Genomic DNA, 15,427 nt, shown 5'->3' with positions numbered 1-15,427 from the left:
TTCCTCTCATAAGGTATTTTGTGACTGATTAGTTTCTAGTTGGATCATCGGAAACGCGGACCAGCAATTTTCCAAAATTCGCACCCTTAAGCAGACCAATGAATGCTTCAGGCGCATTTTCAATTCCCTCAACAATATCTTCACGATATTTCAACTGCCCACTGGCAATCCAGCCTCCCATATCCCGAAGGAAATCCGCCAGATGCTCATAATGATCGGAGATGATAAATCCTCTCAATGTCATACGTTTAGTCAGCATATCTCGCATTAGAGCTGGTAAAAAGTTCGTCCCGGTTGGCAAAGATGTCGCATTATACTGGGAGATTAATCCGCAAAGTGGGATACGCGCGAAATCATTTAGCAGCGGCATGACTGTATCAAACACCTTGCCCCCGACATTTTCGAAATAAACATCAATTCCATCAGGACAAGCCGCAGCCAGTTGTTCGGCAAAGTCAGCATCTTTATAGTTGATACAGGCATCAAACCCGAGTTCTTCAACCACAAAGGCGCATTTATCAGCGGAGCCCGCGATACCCACAGCCCGGGCGCCCTTAATCCGTGCAACCTGGCCGACAACACTTCCTACCGCACCAGAGGCAGCGGCAACAACAACCGTTTCGCCTTCTTTTGGCTGACCAATTTTCAACAGACCAAAATAGGCGGTCAAACCCGGCATACCCAGAACACCAACAGCTGTGGAAATTGGTGCCAACCCTGGGTCCAGCTTCATCACACCCGTCCCGTCCGTGAGGCTGTATTGCTGCCAGCCCGGATAGCTCATGACATAATTACCGACACCAAATTTCGGGTTATTCGACTGCTCGACGACACCAACACCGCCACCCATCATAGGGTCGCCAATTTGGGCGCTTGCAGAATAGCTCTTCGCCTGGCTCATACGGCCACGCATATAGGGGTCCAGGGACATATAAATGGTTTTTACCAGGATTTCTCCGTCACCCGGAGTTGGGACCGCCGTTTCGACTATTTCAAAATCCGCCGCCGTCGGTTCGCCTTCAGGATAAGATTTAAGCAGTATCTGCTTATTCATATTTGACATTAGAAACGCCTTTCATTTATTTGATTTAATTAAATTTCATTACTGATTTGTCAAGGGATCTGGCATAGAGTCTTTGAACCAGATCTGATCGGTTCGATAACACGGCTGATTGATTGATATATTGCTTATCAGTGATTTCATTTTTATCAATCGACAAGGGCTTCGCCATCACCAGCGCACGCCCTGCACGTCGGCTTGGTGCTTTGTTGTCCAAATTATATTTCTCAAGTTTCTGGCCTATTTGAGCAAGAAAATCTCCATCGACGATAGCTTCACCGTCCGCGGATATAGCTTCATCGCTTTCCCCGAGTTGCCGCAACACGGCTTCAGTTGGGAGTATCAGCAAACCCACGTCATCCTTGTCATGCCCTGTGATAACAATATCCCTTACAATTGGGTCCAAGGCATCAATTAGGGATAGACGGAGCGATCCCGTGCTCACCCAAGTGCCATTTGCCAGTTTAAAATCCTCCGCGACACGACCGTTAAAAACCAACCCTATTTCTTTTTTAGAAGAATCTTCCCATTTCACCGCATCGCCGATGCAATAGAACCCATCTTCATCGAAATATTTAGCTGTTAGATCCGGTCGCTTGTAGTAACCAGTATGCACATTGGCACCTTTAATACGAATTTCAAGCTTATCTCCTACCGGAACGACCTTTAAATCCACACCGGGCGTCGGCACGCCGATGAGGCCCACTTTCTCGGTTTCCCAATAAACAGCAGTGCCGGTTCCCGTGGTCTCCGTTGCCCCCCATCCCGTGCCAAACGGCATTCTCATGCCCGTATATTTTATGGCCAGTACCTGCATTCGCTCGAACATTTCCTGTGAAAGTGCTGCACCGCCATATTGGCAAATCGTTACATTTTTGAAAAAGGCCGTTGCGAGTTCTTCATCTTTTTCGAGCTGGTCTGCCAAAAACCCATAGGCCGCCGGAACGCTGCTGAAGCGTGTCGGCGATACACGTTTTATATTCTCCAATGTCCGCTGAAAAAAGCCGGGAGCTGGCTTTCCATCATCCATGTAAATGGTTCCGGATACGCGGGCAATGGCAAAGAAATTTACGTTCCCACCATAAGTATGATGCCACGGAAGCCAATCCAAAATAAATATCGGCGTGTTTACCGGATCTCTGGGTTCGGAAACCAGTTCCAGCGTTTTTTGCGCCGCGCATAACATTCCTTGTGTATTTGGGACGGCTTTGGGCATCCCGGTTGAGCCAGAAGTAAAAAGAATTTTGGCGAGCGTATTGGCGTTCACAGATGCATATGCAGCATCCACCGCGGTCTCGTCTACTTCGCCCAACAAATCGGTAAACCGAAGACCTCCATGCTCCGCTCCCTGGACCGTCAGAATTTCCACATTTTCGGTATTAACAGCTGCGATTGCCTTGCCAAAAACATCACCATCTTCAGCAAAAATGAGACCCGGCTCAGTCAACTCAACTGCATAACTCAGTTTTTCAAAATCTCCTCCCAACAACGAATAAGAAGGAGAGACCGGCGTGACGGGCACGCCTACCTGAATGGCTCCCATGGTAAGAATCGCATGCGCAAAACTATTGCCCGACAGAATCATCACGGATTTTTCCGGACCAAATCCGCGTTGCAACAACCAGGTGCTGACTTCGTCGGCTTGCCTTTTAGCTTGCGCATAAGACAGTTTCGGCCAGTCATCTTGCGGGCCGCATTTGATCAGGAAGGCTTTTTCAGGAAATTCCTCCGCCGAACGACGCCAATAAAACGCTACGTTTTCTTCAACTTTCCCGATCTCGACATTGCTCGTAAGAAGAAATGAACCATCCTTGTTTTCTGCCACTGAAATATCAGGTGAAGGACGATTGAGTTCCCTGAATGGTACGCTAGACGACATGCCGGCAACGAGCTCCTCTATTTTTTTTGTTCTATTTTTGTCGGCTGACTGTTATTGTGCAGCATACTGACAAAATGTCACAACAATTGCCAGCGGCAGCCAAAAAAAAGAACAAAAAAATATCTGAGGTAGAGTACCCATGAGTGGACCGGCAGGAGTTGTCCTGGCTACAGATCGTGCCAGCAAACGAAAAGAAGAAAAACGGAACAGACTTCTTGAGGCTGCCCGCAAACTTTTTGTCAGCAAAGGCTACCACGAAACACGCCCTCAGGATATTGCCCGCGAAGCTGACGTTGCCCACGGAACCTTTTATTCTCACTACACGGACAAGCGGGAAATATTTTTGGCTTTTGCCAGTTCCGCGCAAGAAGATCTTCATGCGTTTGTTCAGTCAAAAATTCCAGATGTGAAAAGTTTTGAGGAATATATTCGATACAGTCTTACTGCCATTCAGGAATTTGCCGAGCAAAATCCGGGGCTCCTCAGATCTGCGATGGTTGATACGAAAGTATTTGACCCTACGGATTCCACCTCAAAAGAAGTTCGAAGCAAGTTTGCCTCTGGGTTTATTATTAGATTGAAGAATGCCTGCGATACCGGAGAGCTCTATGATGATGTAGACCCGGATCTGATTGGTCATGCCATGGTAGGATTAATTCAGTTTTCCGCACCACATGCCTATCGCAAAGGCCAGAGCCGCCAGGAATTTGTTGATCATATGACACGGTTTTTGACACGCGCTCTTGTAAAAAATCCGGAAAACATGAGCTAACCCGCCGCTTTTATCCCCACGGCCCCGGCTTTTGGTCGGATTCTCTCGATTTTTGATCTGTATAGGGTGTTGATCCTCGACCAGACGGCTTTTCGACCGTGGTATTTTTCACGTAACGTGAATTCGGAGCCCGGTATGTATTAGCCCCACCCCGAACCATGCCTAACGTCATTTCTTTCAGTTTAGCGACCCTGTTCTTGGTTGCCGGATGTGTCGAAAACAAGCTATCCGCCCGTTTTCCATGGAGAGGATTGATAATGAAGAGACTGGCTGAGGCCGGATTTTTTTCTGCCGGTATATTTTCATGGGCCTGCACGCCACGCTCCAGCTTTTGCAGGGCACTGGCAAGCCAGTCAGGATTACCGCAAATTTCACTTCCCGTGTGATCGGCAGAATATTCCCGTGTCCGGCTAATGGCCATTTGAACGAGCATGGCGGCCAGCGGTGCAAGGATCATTATCGCCAATGCACCGATAAGGCCACCGCTATTGTTCCTGTTTCCACCAAAAAACAGGGCAAAATTTGCGAGCATACTAATAGCACCGGCAAGGGTTGCCGTGACTGTCATGGTCAGAGTGTCCCGGTTCTTCACATGAGCCAGCTCATGGGCCATGACACCTGCAAGCTCCTCTGGGGTTAGTAAATCCAAAAGACCTGTCGTGGCGGCAACGGCTGCATTTTCCGGATTGCGGCCGGTTGCGAAGGCATTAGGCTGGGCGTTCTCCATAATATATACTTTCGGCATCGGCAGGCCGGCACGCTCGGAGAGATCCTTGACAACGCGCACAAGTATCGGCGCCTCGCTTTCCGTCACCAAACGAGCGCCGTGCATCTTGAGCACCATTTTATCGGAGTTCCAGTAGGCGAAGCCGTTCATGCCAATGGCGATAACAAATGCAACAAGCATTCCTGTTGTTCCGCCAATTAAAAACCCAACTCCTAAAAAAAGGGCTGTTATTGCTGCTATCAGCATCCCTGTTTTTATGAAGTTCATCACAATGCCTCAATAATAGTAATCGCGGAAACCCATTCTCCGCTTCTTCTTATCAGATATTCAGCAATCAGGATTTTTCAATGCATCAAGGCGGTGCCGGATAACCTTGAAAACGCCTTATTCCTGACAAGGTTTTGCCTCTTCTAACCATCAAATGCAGTAATACCGGTTAGCAACATAGATAGATGTTAGCCGGGCAAGTCTAAGGGAGGACCGTCATGTCTTCAAGATTAAGTATTACGTATGAAGACATGAATTTAGTAGCGTATCCAGTAGAGTACGGAAATCGGCGGGGGGCAGGCCTGCCGATTTTTGGCTCCTCCCGATGACTTATGCCGCCTCGCTTATAGCCGCGCGAATAGCGGCAATAGCGTCAGCCCCCTTCTCTGCATTCGGACCTCCGGCCTGCGCCATGTCAGGGCGGCCACCTCCGCCTTTACCCCCTAAAGCCTCAGATCCAGCTCGAACCAGGTCAACCGCACTGAATTTCGATGTCAGATCGTCAGTGACACTAATAACAATTGACGCCTTACCATCATTGGCCGCAATAAGAACAATGACGCCGCTATCAAGCTTTTTCTTGATTTCGTCAGCCATGGGTTTCAGATCCCGCGGCGGGACATCTCCAAGCAAATGAGCGATAAAACCGACGTCACCGATTTTTTCGATTTCGGCAGTTTTACCGCCACCGCCGGTTGCCAGTTTCTTCCTTGTTTCCGTAAGTTCACGGTCAAGACGCTTTCTTTCATCCAGTAATCCGGTTATCCGAGTTGATAACTCTGCGGGAGAGGTTTTTAAGGAAGCCGATGCCTTGAACAGCATTTGTTCGCGATCATTCACATAATCCAGCGCCGCCTGTCCGACGACAGCCTCAATCCGGCGAACACCTGCCGCAAGACCGGCCTCACCGGTAATTTTTAAAAAGCCGATATCACCGGTACGGGACACATGTGTCCCGCCACATAACTCCGTCGAATAATCCCGGTCCTCGCCTTTATCCATATCCAGGCCGCCCATACTGACAACCCGCACTTCATCGCCATATTTTTCCCCAAACAGGGCCATGGCACCGGCCTTGATTGCATCTTCAGGCGTTGTCAAATGAACCGCAACTGGAGCATTCAGGCGAATACGATCGTTCACATCAATTTCGACCTGACGCATTTCTTCCTCGGACATCGGTTTTTGATGGGCAAAATCAAACCGGAGCCGATCTTCTGCCACCAATGACCCTTTTTGTGTCACATGCTCGCCAAGGCGCTGCCGCAGCGCTTCGTGCAATAAATGGGTCGCCGAATGATGGGCCCGCAATCGGGTCCTGCGAACAACATCAATATGGGTTTCAACAACATCGCCGACTTTCAAGGATCCCGTGAGGACACGACCGATATGGATGTAGACATCCTGTTTCTTCTGGGTATCTTTTACCTCCATTTCAAAACCGTCTATCGATTTCAAAATACCATGATCGCCTTCCTGACCGCCCGATTCACCATAAAACGGCGTCTGGTTCAAAACGACCAATATATCATCGCCTTCGGTTGCAGTTTCCCGTTCGGCGCCATTTACAACAATGGCCTGAACCTGACCTTCCGCCGAGTCTGTCTGATATCCTAGAAATTCCGACGCCCCGATGCGTTCATGCATATCGAACCAAAGCTGATCAGTGGCTGCTTCCCCTGATCCTGACCAGGCAGCACGGGCGGCAGCTTTCTGTTTGGCCATGGCAATATCGAAACCGTCTTCGTCCAGATCCCGCTTCTGCCCTTTTAAAATATCTTTGGTCAGATCGAGGGGGAACCCGAATGTATCATAAAGTTTGAAAGCGACATCCCCCGGCAGAGCTTCCTGATCCCCGAGTTTATCGGTCGCATCGCCCAATAGCTTCAATCCGCGATCCAGGGTTTCCTTGAATTTGGTTTCTTCAACTTTCAATGTCTCCGTAATCAGGGACTGAGCGCGAGACAATTCTGGAAAAGCCTCCCCCATTTCATGAACAAGTGTTGTGACCAGCTTCCAGATCATTGGATCTTTTGCACCCAGCATATGAGCATGACGCATCGCCCGGCGCATAATCCGGCGTAGAACGTAACCGCGCCCCTCGTTTGACGGCAATACACCATCAGCGACGAGAAAGGCTGAAGATCGAAGGTGATCTGCAATCACCCGATGGGAAATTTTAAATTCGCCATCTGCATCCTTATTGGAGATATCAGCAGATGCTTCAATGATGGTCCGCATCAAATCGATATCATAGTTATCGTGTTTTCCCTGCAAAACAGCTGTAAGTCGTTCAAGTCCCATTCCCGTATCAATGGACGGGCGTGGCAGGTTTTCCCTCGTTTCTTTGTTCAGTTGCTCGAACTGCATGAAAACGAGATTCCAAATCTCGATAAACCTGTCCCCGTCTTCGTCAGGACTACCGGGAGGGCCGCCAGGTATATGATCGCCATGATCATAAAAAATTTCCGAGCAAGGGCCGCAAGGGCCAGTATCGCCCATGGACCAAAAATTATCCGATGTAGCAATCCGTATTATTCTGTCATCCGTCAGCCCAGAGATTTTCTTCCAATGCCCGACTGCCTCGTCGTCGTCATGAAAAACGGTCACCAAAAGCTTATCCTTCGGCAAGCCAAATTCCTTGGTCAGCAGCGTCCAGGCATGCTCGATGGCCTGCTCTTTGAAATAGTCACCAAAAGAGAAATTACCCAGCATTTCAAAAAAAGTATGATGACGGGCCGTCCTTCCGACATTTTCCAGGTCATTATGCTTGCCGCCCGCGCGAACACATTTTTGAGTGGTCACCGCACGGCTATAGGGTCGTTTTTCCTGACCCGTAAAAACATTCTTGAACTGAACCATGCCCGCATTGGTAAATAGCAGCGTTGGGTCGTTGCGCGGGATCAAAGGTGAGCTATCAACTTTCTCATGCTCATTCTTGGAGAAATACTCCAAAAAAGAGCTTCGAATTTCATTTGTTGTACTCATGTTAAAAACTCCGTCACCTTCGCCGCAAATAAGGTATATATATCATCCATCAAGACCAGATCAGACTTTTACCGTGACAGGCCAGCCCTGTCCAGCGGGTTAGCACTGGAAATGGTGGCTCAAGCCTGTTATGGAAAGAGTTCGGATTTGAATTCAAGAACTAATAATAACACGGAAAACAATTTTCCCTGTCCGATAGAGAACGGAATAATCACGTGAGTATTATCGATAAAGACCCGGCGGAAGCCATTGACCTCATTAAAGCCGGATTTGAAACCGCTGGTTACATTTGCGACCGACATATTGCGACTTCAATCTATTTATCGCAAAAACTGGATAAGCCGATCCTCGTCGAGGGCCCTCCCGGTGTTGGAAAAACGGAACTTGCCAAAGCAGCATCGGAATTGCTTGGTGCCCCCATGATCCGTCTTCAATGTTATGAGGGGCTGGACGAATCCAAGGCTTTATATGAATGGAAATATGGCAAGCAACTTCTCTACACTCAAATCCTGAAGGAAAAATTGGGGGACTTGCTTGAAGATGCCGTAGGGTTGGATCAATCCATGGACAAATTGCACCAATTTGGAGACAGCTTCTATTCAGAAAAATTTCTGGAAGCCCGGCCTCTGCTGCAAGCCCTGAAATCTGACGTAAAAACTGTATTGTTGATTGATGAAATAGACAAATCTGATCATGAATTTGAAGCCTATTTGCTGGAAATCCTGTCGGATTATCAGATTTCAGTGCCTGAGATCGGTACAATCAAGGCAAAAACCAAACCACTCGTGTTCCTGACAAGCAATAATACGCGGGAAATGAGTGACGCTCTCAAGCGGCGCTGCCTGCATCTGTATATTCCCTTTCCCGACGCCGAGCTGGAACGGAGAATTATCAAGACCCGTGTTCCGGAACTGGATGAGAACCTGCGCAACCAGATTGTATCCTTTGTCCAGCAATTGAGAACCCAGGATCTTAAAAAACTTCCCGCAGTGAGTGAAACCATCGATTGGGCCCGAACGCTGCTTTTGTTACATGCCGAGAAGCTCGATGCAGATATGGTGCGTAATACGTTGAATATGCTTCTGAAGTTTGAAGAAGATATTGAAAACACCAATTCCGATGTCCCTAAACTGGTGGCCATTGCCCATAAAGAAACCCGGTAATGGATAAGCCTCTCGCGGAATTTATTGAAATGCTGCGATATGCAGATATTCCCGTGTCCATCGGCGAAAGCCTGGACGCGGCGGAAACCGTGCAGCTCATCGGTTATGATGATCGCGGGTTGCTGAAGGCTGCATTGTCGCAGGTCATGGCAAAAACCGTTGAAGAACATGACAGTTTCAACCGCTGTTTCGACGAATTTTTCAGCTATAATATCGAGCTTGATTTTAAAGAACGAAATGATGAAACCGATGAAGGTGCAGACAGTATTGAAGATCAATCTGCCCCGCCCGAGCCGGCCAATGAAAATGAGGACGGCTCCTCATCAGAAAACGAAAATGGTGCAGGTGACGGACTGGAATCGGTGGAGCCATCGGGTGACCCTACTGCCCCTCTCCTTGAAATGCTGGAACAAAATGACAGAACAGCGCTGGCATTAGCCATGACCCAAGCCGCCGGAGACGTTAATCTCGGGGGCATTGTCCTCATGACACAACGCGGATTATTTACGCGCCGTATTATGGAGCAAATGGGGCTCGATCAGGTTAACCAGGAAATTGCGGCCAGGGAGGAACAAGGGGATGATGACGGTGCAGTAGATCTTGCCGGCCGCCTCGAAACACTCTTCGATGCCGTCCGGGACATGGTGGAACGACAACTGGCCCTCACCAGTAGTGGAAAAGGGAAGCAGTTTCGTCAGGATGTCCTTAAAAAGGTCCGGCTGTCCAATATAGAACATCGCGATTTCAAGCATATGCGCGAGATCGTTCGCAGAATGGCCAAGCGCCTTACGGATATGAATTCTCGCATTCGCAAGGTCAAGAATCGCGGACATCTCGATATCCGCAAGACCATGCGCCGCAATATTGCCTATGACGGGATCATGTTTGAAACCCACTGGAAACAAAAACACAAGGACCGCCCGAAAGTGCTGGCGGTTTGCGATGTTTCGGGCTCTGTCGCCTCGGTAGCCAGATTTCTCCTGCTCTTTCTTTATTCGCTGAATGAAGTTTTGCCAAAAGTCAGGTCATTCGCCTTTTCAGGCACCTTGGGAGAAGTGACCGATCTTTTCGACCGCCTTGGCGCTGAAGAGGCAGTCCCCCTGGCCATTGATCAATTTGGCGGACGGTCCACGGACTATGGCCGTGCCATGGAAGATTTCAAGGATTTGATATTCGACGAGATTGATAACAGAACGACTGTTATTTTTCTGGGAGATGGCCGATCCAACGGTGCAGATCCTCGTGTCGATATCCTGAAGGAAATCAAATCACGGGCAAAACGGGTTATCTGGCTCAATCCTGAACGTAAGTCCATATGGGGGTCGGGCGATTCAGAAATGCTGCGGATTGCGCCTTATTGTACAACCGCGGAAACATGTAACTCACTCAACAAACTCGAGTTAATCATTCGCGATCTGCTTAAATCCAACTAGAAAAAATAACGGCAATTGCTTGATCAGGATCAAGTGACCAGACGGCTTTCACTGTAGGATTTTCGGGAAATTAAACGCCCGGAGAATTACCATGAAGGCCTCGATCGCAGCGAATATGCTCACCTTTTTTGTTGCCTCTATATCCATGCTCGCCTCACCAATGTCATCAAAAGCAGAAGAATCACTCGCTCAAGCGTTGGAAAACGGAAAATTCCTTACCAATATACGTATCCGGTACGAATATGTGGATCAGGACGGCATCGCAAATGACGCCCAGGCCAAGACAGCCAGGGTTCGTTTGGGGTATGAAACAGGTTCCTGGAAAGACTTTAGTTTGCTCGGTGAAATCGACGGCACCACACATTTTGGATCGGAGGAGTTTAATAGCACCGTCAACGGAAAGACCACCTATCCCATCGTCGCCGATCCGGATTCTTTTCGATTAAACCGGGCCAACCTGAAATATACGGGCCTTCAGGACACGACCGCGAAAATCGGCAGGCAACGGATAATTCTGGGTGACGCACGATTTGTCGGGAATGTGGGGTGGCGCCAAAATGAGCAAACTTTTGACTCTTTGCGCGTTACAAACACGGCCATATCAAATGTAAAGATCGATTATTCTTACATTTGGCAGGTGAACAGCATATTTGGAAGCGAAGCCGCGTTAGGCGATTTCAGTTCCAACAGCCATTTGATTGACATTCAATATTCAGAGCTACCCTATTTAAACATCACGGGCTTTGGTCACTGGCTTGATTTTGAAGAAGCAAAGAAGTCTTCTTCCCTGGCAACCTATGGTGTCAGGCTGAAAGGCAACATAAAAGGGCCGAAGACCATAAAATTCGGCTATGGCGCCACGATTGCCCATCAGGAAAACTATGCTGATAATAATGCCGACGTAAGCGAAGACTATTACGCTGTTTCCGGTTCCGTTTTGTGGAAGAACATGACAGCCCGGCTCGGATATGACGTCTTTACCGGCAACGGCACCGTTGCCTTTCAGACGCCGCTTGCGACGGGGCATAAGTTCCAGGGATTGGCAGACGTGTTTCTCACGACACCGGGCGACGGGCTGGAAGATTTTCACGTTTCGCTCGCATATCAGACGCCGTCTTTTTTCTACTTTCCAAAAGGGATCAATGTCCAGGCAGCCTATCATGATTTTAGCGCTGAAAATGGGTCAACTGATATGGGGTCTGAAGTTGACATATTGGCTATTTTTCCGCTTGATCACGGCTTTAAAATTGTAACCATGTACGCCGATTATGATGGTGCCAATTTCGCAGCTGACAGACAAAAATTTTCATTTGGGCTAAATTACAATTTTTAGAATTCGCAGAGTTCTTTTGCGATGCCAGAGCCTTTTGCTGTTGTGAAACCCGACATGACAAGCCCTATTTGGCCCTGAAATCAATTTGCTCATCCGGATAAAGATGGTTGCCAATTTAAACGAACTTGTGCCAGTAGTTGCTATAACGCAATTTGTCGGAAGGTCTTGGTCAATGTTCGCGGATATGAGCACCCCTCTTTTAATTGGCTTGATTGCTTCCTTGCTCGCCACGGGAATGGTTGGGGGATTACTTGCCGGTCTTTTGGGGGTTGGCGGCGGTATTGTCATCGTTCCCGTACTCTATAACGTCTTGTCCATTTTCGGTGTGAATGATGACATTCGAATGCATGTCGCCGTTGGAACCTCCCTTGCGATCATTATTCCAACCTCTATTGCCTCCGCCCGATCCCATTATAAAAAAGGCGCAATTGATACAGCCTTGTTGAAAAGCTGGGGTCCGATGATTTTTGTTGGTGTTATTGGCGGTACCGTTCTTGCCGGATTTGCCAACGCATTTATTCTTACACTTGTTTTCGCGGTCTTGGCCTTGATTGTCGCCGCTAACATGGCATTTCGCCCCGACACTCTGAAATTCTCAGATAGCCTGCCCAAATCTCCTTTCAAAGAGTCGTTGGCTCTGTTAATCGGCTGGTTCTCGGCAATGATGGGGATCGGGGGTGGTACATTGGCTGTACCCATCCTGACCCTGTATAATGTTCCCATTCGCAAGGCGGTCGGAACGTCTGCCGCAATCGGGTTGATAATTGCTATTCCAGGGACAACAGGATTTTTGTTATCCGGACTGGATGCAAAGGGTCTGCCCTTTGGCAATTACGGATATGTCAATTTTCTGGGCTTTATAATGATTGTACCGATGACCGTTTTATTTGCGCCTCTTGGTGCCAGAATTGCCCATCGAATTAATACGAACATGCTCAAAAAGACATTTGCTTTCTTCCTTTTTGTCACGTCCTTACGCATGTTTTACAGTATTTCCTGATGCGCAATCCGCACACATATAAGGCAAATATACCGGTGGCTGTACGCGATTTGCAGTGGGTCATTTCGTCCCCCCTCCTCCTTGACCAGCTCCCTCATCCCAATTTATTTGCGGATCCCGAAACGACAACCTTTCTCAAAAACCTGCAATCTGATCCGGCGCCGCTGCTGGAGTATCTAGCTGGCAAGGAAACAAAAGCCCTTGGCATCTATTTTGAGCAGCTGATCCTGTTTTGGCTCGACAACCTGCCATCGATCTCCCTTATCGGATCCAACATCCAGGTTTTTCAGGATAAACGTACTATCGGTGAAATTGATGTCATCTTCGAACATGGCCAGAAAATATTTCACTGGGAACTTGCGGTTAAATTCTACTTGAATATCGGCAGCGGGCTAAAAGCTGATCAATTTGTTGGCCCAAGATTAAAAGATACCCTGGGCGCGAAACTCAGCCGTATATTTGATCATCAGATCCCGCTTGTAAAAACACCTGAAGGCAAAAGTAAACTGGCTAAACTAAACATAGATGAAGTTGTTTCTTCCGCCGTGATCAAGGGTATTTTATTTCAGCCCTGCGCCCCCCAATTCCCGCCGGCCAACCGGCTGCCGACAATAATTTCCAGGAATTACCGACATGGATCGTGGATCACAGTGAAAATGCTGGAAAATCTGGAAGACCTTAGCTTCACTCACTTTCTGGTAATGGATAAGATTCAATGGTTCACGGATTATTATTATCCGGAAGAAGTGACTTCTGGAAATATCGTTGCGCTAAAAAAGCGTGCAAAGGAACAGATAAAAGACCGCAACATGCCAATTATGGTTTGCCTTTTTCGTTCAAAAAATTCTGATATTTTGAAGTCGGACGACAGACTTTTCATTGTTCCGGATGATTGGCCCAGACTAGCCGCTGAATCTCACAACTGTTAAAAATTTCGCAATTGCATACAGTGCTTCCGAAACATTTTTGTCATTATCCGCACGGAAATAATGTCCTGTTGTGGTCGCGCACCCGGTGAGCAAACCCGAAATAGATTCCGGAGCCAAATAGTCGACCACATAAATAGTGACACCTTTTGATTTCAGCCGATCACAAACATTTTGGAACAAGATATCTTCCGTTCCAGGCTCCGTATTGGATGATCCGACAATAAGGATTACAACCTTTTGAATAGCCTCATTCTCATAACTTGCCGGGGTTCCTGTCCTTGTTTGCCAAAAAGATTGCCATAACGGCGATAGCAACCGTTCCGCCCATACCATCGCCCACCCGGCATAAACACCCCCATTTCCCGATAACGATGAAACAGATTGAATTAAAATATTTGTGTTATCCGCAATCGGGAAAATCGGTTCGTGACGACAATCAGATGATGTGATGTTAGCGTAATGCGGAATGCCTCCGCCCTCCTCTTGTTTTTGAATATCAAGCTCCAACTGAAACGGGGATTGTGCTGGTGTCAAATCTGATTGTCCAGCCACGCCGGACCGCCGTAAAATACACCATCTATCATCAGCCAAGTCACCGTTCCAGCCCGTTGTCCCGGGCACATTGGGCGGAATTTCCGTCGGCCAAGACCCCGCCTCAAGCCATTCTGTATGAGGAGCAACATTCATCAGTTTGCTGCCAAAGGGAATAAATCCGAATGTGGCGCCACTCTTCAATTTACTGTGGCCGGCAAAAATACCGATAAACTCCTTTACAGCGGCGCGGGCCGTATTCATTTTCCCGCTTTGCTGCATCTCTTGAGAGCTTTCCAGAACAATGGCAATTTCGGCATCTGGTGCATATTGATACGCTGTAACTGTTTGCGAAACATTGATGTCATCAGAAAGACTGAAAAACCGCAAGAGGGTTGTAGGCACCGCTGTCTTGATCGTTACACTTGCCTTTCCAGAGGCGGTGACGACCGTCGTCGTCGTTGCAAAAGGCCCGCCGCCAAAAGTAAAAACACTGGTATTTCTGGCCATGCTGCTGGCAATATCTGTAGCAAAATCATCGATCTCCCCATCGGCCAAGAAGTTCAAATTCCGCGCGACAGCCAAAGCGGTGGATTCGCTAAAATTTACCAAATGAGATTTAACTGTAAACACCCGCGCAACATCGATCATCAATGCCATGGTTCCTATGAGGATAGCCAAACTTAATCCGAAGATAACTGATATGGCGCCAGTTTCCGAAGTCCCTAATGTTTGCGTTAGCGAGATATGCTTTTTTATTTGGCGATTTTGGGAAAGCTGCATTTCCGTCACTCCAGGCTTCTGATAGCAGGATGTGTTGCGACGGAAATTGACTGACTACGAAGGCGCATTTTCTTTGCCAGAAAAAGCCGTGACAGAAAAAAGGCCCCTGTGGGTTGCACGCATAAATCAACGACAACGTAATATCCGGTATTTTTACGCCCTTGTGTTTCTGTGGAATACTTATCCAATGTGGGTGTTGCAGTCTCGCAAGATGCCGCCGCATTTGAGAATAATCTCGTCCAAAGGATATTCGTTCCAATAGTCGGTTGGCTGGAAATTGCCGATATCTTTAGAGACAAGGAATTTTCGACGCTTTCCGTGCTTGTTATTTGAGAAATCAGTTTCAAACTGTCGGAGAGTTCAGCTTCATCGATTTTCACTTCGCGACTAACTGTATCGGCAATCAGCGCGGAGGATTGGTTCACCCGGCCCGTCAAATCAATAAGTCTAACCATGTCTGTAGCGGCAAAAATCAGCAGGAAAAATATGGGGAATATGAGCGCCGCTTCCACCACGACACTTCCCCGATCGCAGAGACTAATTTTTTCCAAATTTCGAAGCC

12 protein-coding genes are annotated in these 15,427 nt (G+C 48.0%); 6 read left to right on the top strand and 6 right to left on the bottom strand.

The features are described 5' to 3' along the window. Positions 1-28 precede the first annotated feature (28 nt). Positions 29-1,063 (bottom strand): NADP-dependent oxidoreductase, encoded by a 1,035-nt coding sequence (locus NBZ79_RS08690; RefSeq protein ID WP_251937542.1) that lies wholly within the window; start codon positions 1,061-1,063, stop codon positions 29-31. Between the two features lie 25 nt (positions 1,064-1,088). Then, positions 1,089-2,939: an AMP-binding protein gene (locus NBZ79_RS08685; protein ID WP_251937540.1), complete on the bottom strand. Its 1,851-nt coding sequence runs from the start codon at positions 2,937-2,939 to the stop codon at positions 1,089-1,091. A gap of 139 nt (positions 2,940-3,078) precedes the next feature. Here NBZ79_RS08685 and NBZ79_RS08680 point away from each other — a divergent pair, with 139 nt between their 5' ends. After that, positions 3,079-3,711, top strand: coding sequence for a TetR/AcrR family transcriptional regulator (locus tag NBZ79_RS08680; protein WP_251937538.1), 633 nt, complete (start codon positions 3,079-3,081; stop codon positions 3,709-3,711). A gap of 10 nt (positions 3,712-3,721) precedes the next feature. Here NBZ79_RS08680 and htpX read toward each other — a convergent pair whose 3' ends face one another. Beyond that, the gene (gene htpX / locus NBZ79_RS08675) at positions 3,722-4,705 is read right to left on the bottom strand and encodes a zinc metalloprotease HtpX (RefSeq protein WP_251937536.1); all 984 of its coding nucleotides are present in this window, start codon (positions 4,703-4,705) and stop codon (positions 3,722-3,724) included. A gap of 330 nt (positions 4,706-5,035) precedes the next feature. After that, the gene (alaS, locus tag NBZ79_RS08670; RefSeq protein ID WP_251937534.1) at positions 5,036-7,693 is read right to left on the bottom strand and encodes an alanine--tRNA ligase; all 2,658 of its coding nucleotides are present in this window, start codon (positions 7,691-7,693) and stop codon (positions 5,036-5,038) included. 215 nt (positions 7,694-7,908) lie between these two features. On the opposite strand from alaS, the gene NBZ79_RS08665 reads away from it, so the two are divergent. The 5 genes from NBZ79_RS08665 to NBZ79_RS08645 all read left to right on the top strand — a co-directional run bounded on the left by NBZ79_RS08665 (position 7,909) and on the right by NBZ79_RS08645 (position 13,551). Continuing rightward, entirely contained in the window at positions 7,909-8,856 is a 948-nt protein-coding gene (locus tag NBZ79_RS08665) for an AAA family ATPase (RefSeq protein WP_251937532.1), read from the top strand. After that, positions 8,856-10,289 (top strand): VWA domain-containing protein, encoded by a 1,434-nt coding sequence (locus NBZ79_RS08660; RefSeq protein WP_251937530.1) that lies wholly within the window; start codon positions 8,856-8,858, stop codon positions 10,287-10,289. Before NBZ79_RS08665 ends, NBZ79_RS08660 begins: the two co-directional genes overlap by 1 nt. Positions 10,290-10,380: 91 nt before the next feature. After that, positions 10,381-11,622, top strand: coding sequence for a hypothetical protein (locus tag NBZ79_RS08655; RefSeq protein ID WP_251937528.1), 1,242 nt, complete (start codon positions 10,381-10,383; stop codon positions 11,620-11,622). 184 nt (positions 11,623-11,806) lie between these two features. Beyond that, positions 11,807-12,622, top strand: coding sequence for a sulfite exporter TauE/SafE family protein (locus NBZ79_RS08650; RefSeq protein WP_251937526.1), 816 nt, complete (start codon positions 11,807-11,809; stop codon positions 12,620-12,622). Positions 12,623-12,657: 35 nt separating this feature from the next. Further along, complete coding sequence (locus tag NBZ79_RS08645; RefSeq protein WP_251937525.1) at positions 12,658-13,551, top strand: DUF1853 family protein; 894 nt, start codon at positions 12,658-12,660, stop codon at positions 13,549-13,551. Here NBZ79_RS08645 and NBZ79_RS08640 read toward each other — a convergent pair. Then, the gene (locus tag NBZ79_RS08640; RefSeq protein WP_251937524.1) at positions 13,525-14,865 is read right to left on the bottom strand and encodes a TadE/TadG family type IV pilus assembly protein; all 1,341 of its coding nucleotides are present in this window, start codon (positions 14,863-14,865) and stop codon (positions 13,525-13,527) included. The two genes, NBZ79_RS08645 and NBZ79_RS08640, sit on opposite strands and share 27 nt — an antisense overlap. 5 nt (positions 14,866-14,870) lie before the next feature. After that, the gene (locus tag NBZ79_RS08635) at positions 14,871-15,416 is read right to left on the bottom strand and encodes a TadE/TadG family type IV pilus assembly protein (protein ID WP_251937523.1); all 546 of its coding nucleotides are present in this window, start codon (positions 15,414-15,416) and stop codon (positions 14,871-14,873) included. Positions 15,417-15,427 lie beyond the last annotated feature (11 nt).

Source organism: Sneathiella marina, from assembly GCF_023746535.1.
Classification (GTDB): Bacteria; Pseudomonadota; Alphaproteobacteria; order Sneathiellales; family Sneathiellaceae; genus Sneathiella; species Sneathiella marina.
The sequence above is the reverse complement of the archived record's forward strand: the minus strand, read 5'-3'. Positions and strand labels throughout refer to the sequence as shown.

Excerpts from the sequence above, each read along its gene's own strand:
- NBZ79_RS08690 (WP_251937542.1), bottom strand. The coding sequence starts at position 1,063 with ATGTCAAATATGAATAAGCAGATACTGCTTAAATCTTATCCTGAAGGC.
- NBZ79_RS08685 (WP_251937540.1), bottom strand. The coding sequence starts at position 2,939 with ATGTCGTCTAGCGTACCATTCAGGGAACTCAATCGTCCTTCACCTGAT.
- NBZ79_RS08680 (WP_251937538.1), top strand. The coding sequence starts at position 3,079 with ATGAGTGGACCGGCAGGAGTTGTCCTGGCTACAGATCGTGCCAGCAAA.
- htpX (WP_251937536.1), bottom strand. The coding sequence starts at position 4,705 with ATGAACTTCATAAAAACAGGGATGCTGATAGCAGCAATAACAGCCCTT.
- alaS (WP_251937534.1), bottom strand. The coding sequence starts at position 7,693 with ATGAGTACAACAAATGAAATTCGAAGCTCTTTTTTGGAGTATTTCTCC.
- NBZ79_RS08660 (WP_251937530.1), top strand. The coding sequence starts at position 8,856 with ATGGATAAGCCTCTCGCGGAATTTATTGAAATGCTGCGATATGCAGAT.
- NBZ79_RS08655 (WP_251937528.1), top strand. The coding sequence starts at position 10,381 with ATGAAGGCCTCGATCGCAGCGAATATGCTCACCTTTTTTGTTGCCTCT.
- NBZ79_RS08650 (WP_251937526.1), top strand. The coding sequence starts at position 11,807 with ATGAGCACCCCTCTTTTAATTGGCTTGATTGCTTCCTTGCTCGCCACG.
- NBZ79_RS08640 (WP_251937524.1), bottom strand. The coding sequence starts at position 14,865 with ATGCAGCTTTCCCAAAATCGCCAAATAAAAAAGCATATCTCGCTAACG.